General features: G+C 35.3%; 9 protein-coding genes and 1 riboswitch. Of the genes, 7 read left to right on the forward strand and 2 right to left on the reverse strand.

What is annotated here, in order from left to right; translation table 11 throughout:
* Window positions 1-44: 44 nt before the first annotated feature.
* The 6 genes from DSM02_RS14515 (at window position 45) to DSM02_RS14540 (ending at window position 5976) form a co-directional block, all read left to right on the forward strand.
* The gene (locus DSM02_RS14515) at window positions 45-503 is read left to right on the forward strand and encodes a Na(+)-translocating NADH-quinone reductase subunit F (protein WP_128766289.1); all 459 of its coding nucleotides are present in this window, start codon (window positions 45-47) and stop codon (window positions 501-503) included.
* 50 nt (window positions 504-553) lie between these two features.
* A riboswitch (TPP riboswitch) is annotated at window positions 554-649 on the forward strand.
* 51 nt (window positions 650-700) lie between these two features.
* Entirely contained in the window at window positions 701-1495 is a 795-nt protein-coding gene (gene thiM / locus DSM02_RS14520) for a hydroxyethylthiazole kinase (protein ID WP_128766290.1), read from the forward strand.
* Window positions 1496-2161 (forward strand): thiamine phosphate synthase, encoded by a 666-nt coding sequence (gene thiE, locus DSM02_RS14525; RefSeq protein WP_128766291.1) that lies wholly within the window; start codon window positions 1496-1498, stop codon window positions 2159-2161. It abuts the gene before it with no gap.
* A gap of 3 nt (window positions 2162-2164) precedes the next feature.
* Window positions 2165-2998 (forward strand): bifunctional hydroxymethylpyrimidine kinase/phosphomethylpyrimidine kinase, encoded by an 834-nt coding sequence (gene thiD, locus DSM02_RS14530; protein WP_128766292.1) that lies wholly within the window; start codon window positions 2165-2167, stop codon window positions 2996-2998.
* Window positions 2985-3638, forward strand: coding sequence for a thiaminase II (gene tenA / locus DSM02_RS14535; protein ID WP_128766293.1), 654 nt, complete (start codon window positions 2985-2987; stop codon window positions 3636-3638). The genes thiD and tenA overlap by 14 nt, the downstream gene beginning before the upstream one ends.
* Window positions 3639-3975: 337 nt before the next feature.
* Window positions 3976-5976 (forward strand): autotransporter outer membrane beta-barrel domain-containing protein, encoded by a 2001-nt coding sequence (locus DSM02_RS14540; protein ID WP_128766294.1) that lies wholly within the window; start codon window positions 3976-3978, stop codon window positions 5974-5976.
* Between the two features lie 48 nt (window positions 5977-6024).
* Here DSM02_RS14540 and DSM02_RS14545 read toward each other — a convergent pair whose 3' ends face one another.
* A complete protein-coding gene (locus DSM02_RS14545; protein ID WP_128766295.1) occupies window positions 6025-6417 on the reverse strand; it encodes a DUF423 domain-containing protein in 393 nt (130 codons plus the stop codon).
* Between the two features lie 155 nt (window positions 6418-6572).
* On the opposite strand from DSM02_RS14545, the gene DSM02_RS14550 reads away from it, so the two are divergent.
* Complete coding sequence (locus tag DSM02_RS14550; protein WP_128766296.1) at window positions 6573-7085, forward strand: adenine phosphoribosyltransferase; 513 nt, start codon at window positions 6573-6575, stop codon at window positions 7083-7085.
* Here the strand turns inward: DSM02_RS14550 and DSM02_RS14555 are convergent.
* A complete protein-coding gene (locus tag DSM02_RS14555) occupies window positions 7082-7234 on the reverse strand; it encodes an SsrA-binding protein (protein WP_128766297.1) in 153 nt (50 codons plus the stop codon). The two genes, DSM02_RS14550 and DSM02_RS14555, sit on opposite strands and share 4 nt — an antisense overlap.
* Window positions 7235-7869: the final 635 nt, after the last annotated feature.

Raw genomic sequence — 7869 nt, forward strand, 5'->3', positions numbered from 1 at the left:
AACCACTAGCCGCTTATTTTGTAATTTTAAATAAAATGTTTGTTATGAAAACTCCCCCGCGCCTGGAACAGGCTATAAGTAAGCTTTACTCAGCTTTTCACAGCGATTCACTCAATCCTGAATGCTGCAAGACTTGTGCTGTTGGTAACATTCTAAATAACACAGATATCTGGAAGCATCTCACAGATGGTCATGGCTCTTTAAAACTCTCCTACGTAGGGAAAGTAAACGAAGCGCTTGGCAAAAAATTAAATGGCTACACTCCATTTGAGTTGCTTCAAATTGAATCTGCATTTTTAAAAGGCTGTGGCTATAAACTCCCCTTATCTCACAAAACAAATAAGCTTGTTGACCGCAATTCTAAAGAAGTTATGTTTAATGGAATGTGCGAAGCGGTTGCTGTATTGTGCAAGTTAGACGGAATATCTAATGTGATGGATTATTCTAGATTATTTGATTTTGAAGACAACCAACCCGTCAATGAATTAGCTTACACATATTAAAAATAACAAGAATTCATTTACTTAAGTTCTGCAAAGAACTTTTATCTTTGATTTGGCTTTAGGGGTATTCTAAATTTTTAGAATTGAGACAGTCCCTTTGAACCTGTATGGTTAACACCGGCGTAGGGAAAAGTATTTTATTTCACTTCCTTTTTTAGAGGAACTCTTTAGCCGTATCATTTTAAAAATTATACTTAATGAAAGAGTCACTCTATTCCCACATATCAACAGTTAGAAAACAAGCACCATTAGTACAAAACATTACTAATTATGTAGTGATGAATAATACTGCTAATGCTTTATTAGCTATTGGCGCATCACCCATTATGGCGCACGCGCATCCTGAAATGGCTGCAATGCAAAAAATATGCAATGCACTGGTTATCAATATCGGTACACTAGATGAATACTGGGTAGAATCTATGCTCATCGCTGCTACTGAAGCAAACCATAATAACAAACCTTGGATTCTGGATCCTGTAGGTGCAGGAGCAACTCCTTACCGCGATGAAGTTTTAAGCAGACTTATTGAACTAAAACCGACTGCAATTCGCGGAAATGCCTCTGAAATACAGGCTTTAGCTAAGCTGAATAAAACTCAAACAAAAGGTGTAGACAGTACATCGGTCAGTACTGAAGCTGTGCAGGCAGGGCAAATTCTAAATAAAACTTACGGAGCCATTATTGTGATTTCTGGAGAAACTGATATCATTATTGATGGGGATCAACAGGTTAAAATTCATAATGGAAATGCCTTAATGACAAAAATTACAGGAATGGGTTGCTCAGCAACCGCAATCCTTGCAGCTTTTATAGCGGTTATACCTAACAAAACTGAAGCTGCTGTTGCTGCTACAGCTTTGATGAGTATTTCTGGAGAATTAGCTGCTAGATACAGTAACGGGCCAGGTAGTCTTCAAGTGAATATTCTAGATAAATTGCATTCTATAAAAGAACAAGAATTTGAGGAAACCTTAAAAATTTCAATTTAAATGAAAGCAAAGTCTTTTCCTTACCGGTTATATCTTGTGATTTCTGAAGAAGCTTGTAACCATTATGACTTTATAAAAGTAGCTGAAGAAGCTATAAAAGGTGGTGTTGATATTATTCAGCTCCGCGAAAAAAAGGACGCTACACCTCAGTTTCTAAAGAAAGCGGTAGCGCTTAAAAAGGTTTTAGATCGCTATCAGGTTCCATTAATAATTAATGATAATCTTGAGGTTGCTATAAAAAGTGGTGCAGCAGGAATTCACGTAGGAAATACAGACCTACCTCCTACCGAAATTAGAAAGCAATGGCCTCAATGTGAAATTTTAGGATATTCTATTGAATATCTGGAACAACTATATAATGAGCAAACCTATTCTTCAGATTATTTAGGAATTAGTCCTGTTTACAATACTGATACTAAAACCGACACCGTAACAACTTGGGGTATCGATGGAGTTCAAAGTATACGTTCAAAAACAGAAAAACCGCTGGTAGCAATAGGAAATATGAAAGCTTCAAATGCTAAAAAAGTAGTTGAAGCTGGCGCAGATTGTATCGCGGTGGTTTCGGCTATTTGTAGCAATTCAAATCCGCTTAAAGCTGCACAACTACTCAAGCAGGAAATTGATCAAGGAATTAATAATAGAGCTACAGCTCATAAAATTTAGTTTATGAGTATTTATAAATATCCATCTGTTTTAAGTATTGCAGGTTTTGATGGAAGCGGTGGTGCTGGTATACAGGCAGATCTTAAAACCATATCCGCATTAGGTTGCTATGCAACTACGGTACTCACAGCTCTTCCGATTCAAAATACACAAGGCGTACAATCTATTTTCTCAATTCCTAATGATGTCGTTAAAGAACAGCTGGATTCTATTTTTGACGATATTATCCCTTCCGCAGTAAAAATAGGAATGGTTCATACTCCACAATTGGCAACTACTATTGCCGAAAAATTAAAGAAACATCAAAATATTCCGGTTGTTTTTGACCCGGTAATGGTGGCTACAAGTGGTCATAAACTTATTGAAAACCCTACTATTAAAAAGTTGGTTGACGATTTATTTCCTTTAGCATCGATCATTACTCCTAATATGGATGAAGCTGCTATTCTGGCTGAAATGAATGTTGAAAATCTAAAGGATATGCGCGAGGCCGGCCAAAAGATCATGGAGTTAGGTTGTAAATCTGTTCTATTAAAAGGTGGGCATTTAAAAACTAATGTTCTCACTTCTCTGTATTTTGACACTTCCGGAAACATTCACGAGTTTGAGTTTGAAAAATTTGAAACCCAAAATATGCATGGTTCAGGATGTACACTTTCTTCAGCAATTGCTTCTTATATTGCTCAAGGAAAATCTTTATTAGAAGCCGTAACGCTTGGTCAAGATTATGTGCATCAGGCTATTTTTCATTCAAAAGATGTGAAAATAGGTAAAGGCAACGGACCGTTAAATCACTTTTTTAATCCTCAAAAGCTTATTAAAAATGAAATGGAGTGAAACCACCTGGCACCGCATTCAACCCATATATTCTAAAATTTTAGAAATGCCGTTTATCAAACAATTGACTGACGGCAGTCTCCCTTTGGAGCAATTTCAATATTATATCAGACAAGATTCTGCCTATCTCGAAAACTTCGGAAGAGCTTTATCTCTTATCGCTGCAAGAGCTCACGAAGTCGAAGACATACTGAGCTTTAGCCGTTTTGCAGAAGGCGCAATTGTGGTAGAAAATGCATTGCACGAATCGTTTTTTAAAGCATATAATATTGAGAAGAATACTGAAACAAGTCCGGTAACGCATCATTACACGCATTACTTAAAAAGTACCGCTGCTCTTGATCAGGTAGAAGTAGCAATGGCAGCCGTCCTCCCCTGCTTTTGGATCTATAAAGCTGTTGGCGACGTGATTTTTAACAATCAGAATGACCTAGAAAACCCGTATAAAAAATGGATTGAAACATATTCTGGAGAAGAATTTGAAATCCTAGTCAATCAAGCAATCAACACTTGTGACCGTGTAGCTGCAACCTGTACCACTGCGCAACAAGAACGCATGCACGAAGCTTTTTTAGAAGCAACTAAACTTGAATTTATGTTTTGGGATAGTGCTACAAACTTAAGGAAATGGCCTTTCTAAACTTTTTAAACGTTAATTTTACATTAATTCAAAAATACTTGTAACACTTCAAAAATACTATCGTCTATTATAATAGTAGCGTTTGAAAAAATGTTTTCATTTATTTATTTGGATTAGCCGCCTTCAATAGTGAAAAATTCAACGTTAATTATATACTAAAGTCCTAAGCAAATTGTTTAGGACTTTTTTTTTGATTAAAAAATCTTCTGTGTCAAACGTTAAAAATTACTTTAACGAATATTTGGCAAAATCATAAAAACCATCCTCCTTACTCTTTTCGTAAATACTTATAAATCTGACAGATAAACTGTCTCATTAAAATCCAAATTAACCATTTATGAAAACAATTTTTACAAAATTTAGTATTCTCACAATGTTACTTGTGGCTTTTACAGCTTGTAACAATGATGATGACAACACCGTGGTAGTTATAGAACCTACATGTAATGACGGTATTATGAACGGAGATGAAACTGGTGTTGATTGCGGTGGCTTTTGTGGTCCTTGCGAGGTAATCTCTAACCCTGGCAGAAGGGCAGATCTATATGTGACTAATAATACAGATGGCAATATTTTTAAATATAGTATTTCTGGAGATTCTTTAGTTAATTACACTACGGCATCAACTGCTGCAGAAGGTATTCATTATGACGCGGAGTCTGATCTTTTGGTACAAGCTTCACGCTCGGGTTTAATGCTAGACGCATACGCAGGCACAAGTACACTAGGAAACGCCACTATTAATAGTTCTTTCAGCACATTTACAGACTTAAATAGTCCTCGTGAATTAGCCGTAAGTGGAGATTATTATGTGGTTTCTGATAATGGTGAAAACAAGTTCTTTGTTTATTACAAAGCAGGAAACAGTTTTTCTCTTTACTACACAATCGATATACCATTTCCAGTATGGGGAATCACTTTTAAAGGAAATGATCTTTATGCAGTGGTTGATGAATCTAGTGATCTAGCGGTATTCTCTAACTTTATAGCTAATGCTATGGACGGAACTATGAGACCTTCTAAACGTGTTACCATTGAAGGTATCGTGAGAACTCACGGTTTAACATACAACGGCTCTGATGACGTTATGATAATGACAGATATAGGTGCTGCATCTAATGCAACAGATGATGGTGGTTTTCACGTGATCAATGACTTTTCAACAAAATTTGATGCGCTTTCTGATGGTGGTGTTTTGCCAGTGGATATGCAAACTCGCGTGGCAGGTTCTTCCACATTGATGGGGAATCCTATTGACGTAGCTTACGATTCAGAAACTGGTGCAATTTATATCGCTGAAGTAGGAAACGGGAAAGTTCTTGGTTTTACTGATATAGGCGACGGTGGAGATTTAACACCGTCTTTTAACATGGATCTTCCTACTGCTTCTTCTATTTATTTCTCTAGTGAAGAAACTGACGGTAATACGGGTATGGCTTCTATGAATCAAACTACAAGATTGTATACTACATCAACTTTAAATGGTGATGTAACTGTTTATGACGGTACTGGTTCAATGCTTAAAACAGTAACTACTGCTTCATCCTCTACAGAGGGGATTTATTATAATGCATTAAATGATGCGTTATTACAAGGTTCAAGATCTGAAGGTGAAATTCAATATTACAGCGACTTTATGTCTATAATGAGTGGAGCAAGTGCTACTTCAGCTTTTACAGGCGATTTAGCAACTTCTAGTCCTCGAGAAATTGCTGTATACGGAAACAAAGTAGTTGTCGCAGATAATCCTGCAAATATGTTCTATGTATACTCTTATACAGGAAGTTCATTCACATTAGAGAACACTTTTGACCCTGGTTTCCCGGTTTGGGGAATCACATTTAAAGGTGATGATCTTTTAGCCGTTGTTGATACAACAAGTGATTTAGCAATATTTGAAGACTTCTTTACAAATACTATGGATGGAAGCCTTACTCCAACTAAACGAGTGAGCATAGCAGGTATAACCAGAACTCACGGTATCACATATAGTGCGTCTGATGATGTTTTAGTAATGACAGATATAGGTCTTGCAGCCGGTGGAGCTATAGATGGTGGTATTAATGTAATTCAAGATTTTAGTACTGTAATTACAGCTACAACAGATGGTGGAACTATAGGTCTTGCTGATCAGAATATCATTGAAGGGATAAGCACTCTAATGAACAACCCAATTGATGTAGCTTATGATCATAAAACAAAAACAGTATTTGTTGCAGATATTGCAACAGGAGCTGTTTTAGGTTTTAACAATGCGCTTACTACAAGTGGTAATGTTGCTCCAAGTGTGAATAATATACTAGTGAATGCATCTTCATTATATCTTTATAATAATTAAGCCTTGATCCCAAATCATTTTAAAAAGACCTCCTCGTGAGGTCTTTTTTTATATAAAATTTTCTAGAAATGAATAAAGCAGTAATAACCAGCCGGTAGCCAAAAACAAACCGCCCAAAGGGGTTACAGGCCCAAGCAACCTCAACTTATTACCAAACGCTCCGGTTAAACACAACCCATAAATAGAGAATGAAAACAAAAAAGTGCCGACTATAAAACAAATAATAATAGTCTGATCTAATGTGCTACTAAAGCCTAAATTGAAACTTAGAACCAAAAGTACAATTGCGTGATACATCTGGTATTTTACTCCGGTTTCAAAGCTGGCCATCTGCTCAGGTGTAAATTTTTTCTTTAGCGCGTGAGCTCCAAAAGCACCCAAAACGATTCCTAAAAAACCATAAAATGCCGCGAATATTTGACTTAGTAATATAACCTGCATAAATTTTCTTAATTATAATGTGACACAAAACTACAACTCGAAATGCTAAAACCTTTACTAAGTTTATTAGCATTTCTAACCTAAAGAGAAGTTATAATTTTTCTAATACTGCGTATTTATATTTATTTTCAGCTTAAATACTATATCTTCAAAAAATGAATTTAAAAAAATATATTCAAGACATTCCAGACTTCCCAAAACCTGGAGTAATCTTTAAAGATATCAATCCGCTACTTGCTAATCCCGAGGCAACTGCCCAAGCGATAAATCTATTAGCTAAAGGTCTGTACGGTTTTAATGCTACAAAAATTGTAGGAATAGAAAGTCGTGGTTTTTTACTGGGTATCCTATTGGCTCAAAAAATGGGTTTGGGATTTGTTCCTATTAGGAAACCGGGAAAACTACCGGGAAAAATTGAAAAACAAACCTATGCCCTAGAATACGGTGATGATTCAATAGAAATTCAACAGAACAGTATTTCTGAAGGTGATCTGGTAATTGTACATGATGATGTATTAGCTACCGGTGGTACTGCTGCTGCTGCTTGTGAATTGATTGAAAAGTGTGGAGGAACTGTCGTTCAGTGTAATTTTTTAATGGAATTGGGATTTCTAGAAGGACGTAAAAAACTTGAAAACTATGCATTACACAGTCTTCTTCATTACTAGTCTAAAGCATTTTTAGTAACCCAAAGTTTATAGCCAAAAAGTGCCAATTGTAATTTGCTGGCTTTTGCCAGATCAACTTCTTTTTTAGTCAAGCTGGGAAGTATCTTTTTATTGACTTTAGCTAATGCCTTAAAAAAACTTTTCTTCATAATTTAAGAGTCTTTTAATTTCTACATTAATTCTGGTATTCTCTCAAATTTAATGTTTTAACACGATTCTGCGCGCGCTTACAGAAGGTGTTAAGACTAATTTGTGATTATCCAAAAATTGTCTCGATGATTGTTAAAATTAATGTGACCATAACTGTGATTTTTGATTGTTAATAATTGATTTGATCACAATTACGGGAGTAAAAATTAGTTCTACAAGGTTTTAGTTAGTTATTAATGCAATTGAATACAGTATTGTAAGTAAAAAAATGATTTATCACAAATACTGAAACCTCAAACTCTTAAGCCTTGTTTATAAATAAAACTAATTTATCACTAAAAACCTTATAACTGTAACTTTTATAGATGGATTTTAGATACTTTTATAAAATCGTAGAGGAATTTTGAATGAAAATAGAACCAAATTTCAATTTTCATCTTTTTTAGACCAGGTCTGATGGAAGCTTTTGAGTATTTTGATAAAGATTATCCAATACAAAAAATCCGCTGTAAAAAAGATTATAGCGGATTTTAGCACTATCTCATAAAATGTGTAACTAAAAATAGCGGGGGCATGCCCCCGCTATTTTTTTAACTTTAAATTTTACACCATTATGAAGAAAGAGGAATTATTT

Origin of the sequence: Leeuwenhoekiella polynyae (assembly GCF_004104075.1) — a bacterium.
Classification (GTDB): domain Bacteria; phylum Bacteroidota; class Bacteroidia; order Flavobacteriales; family Flavobacteriaceae; genus Leeuwenhoekiella; species Leeuwenhoekiella polynyae.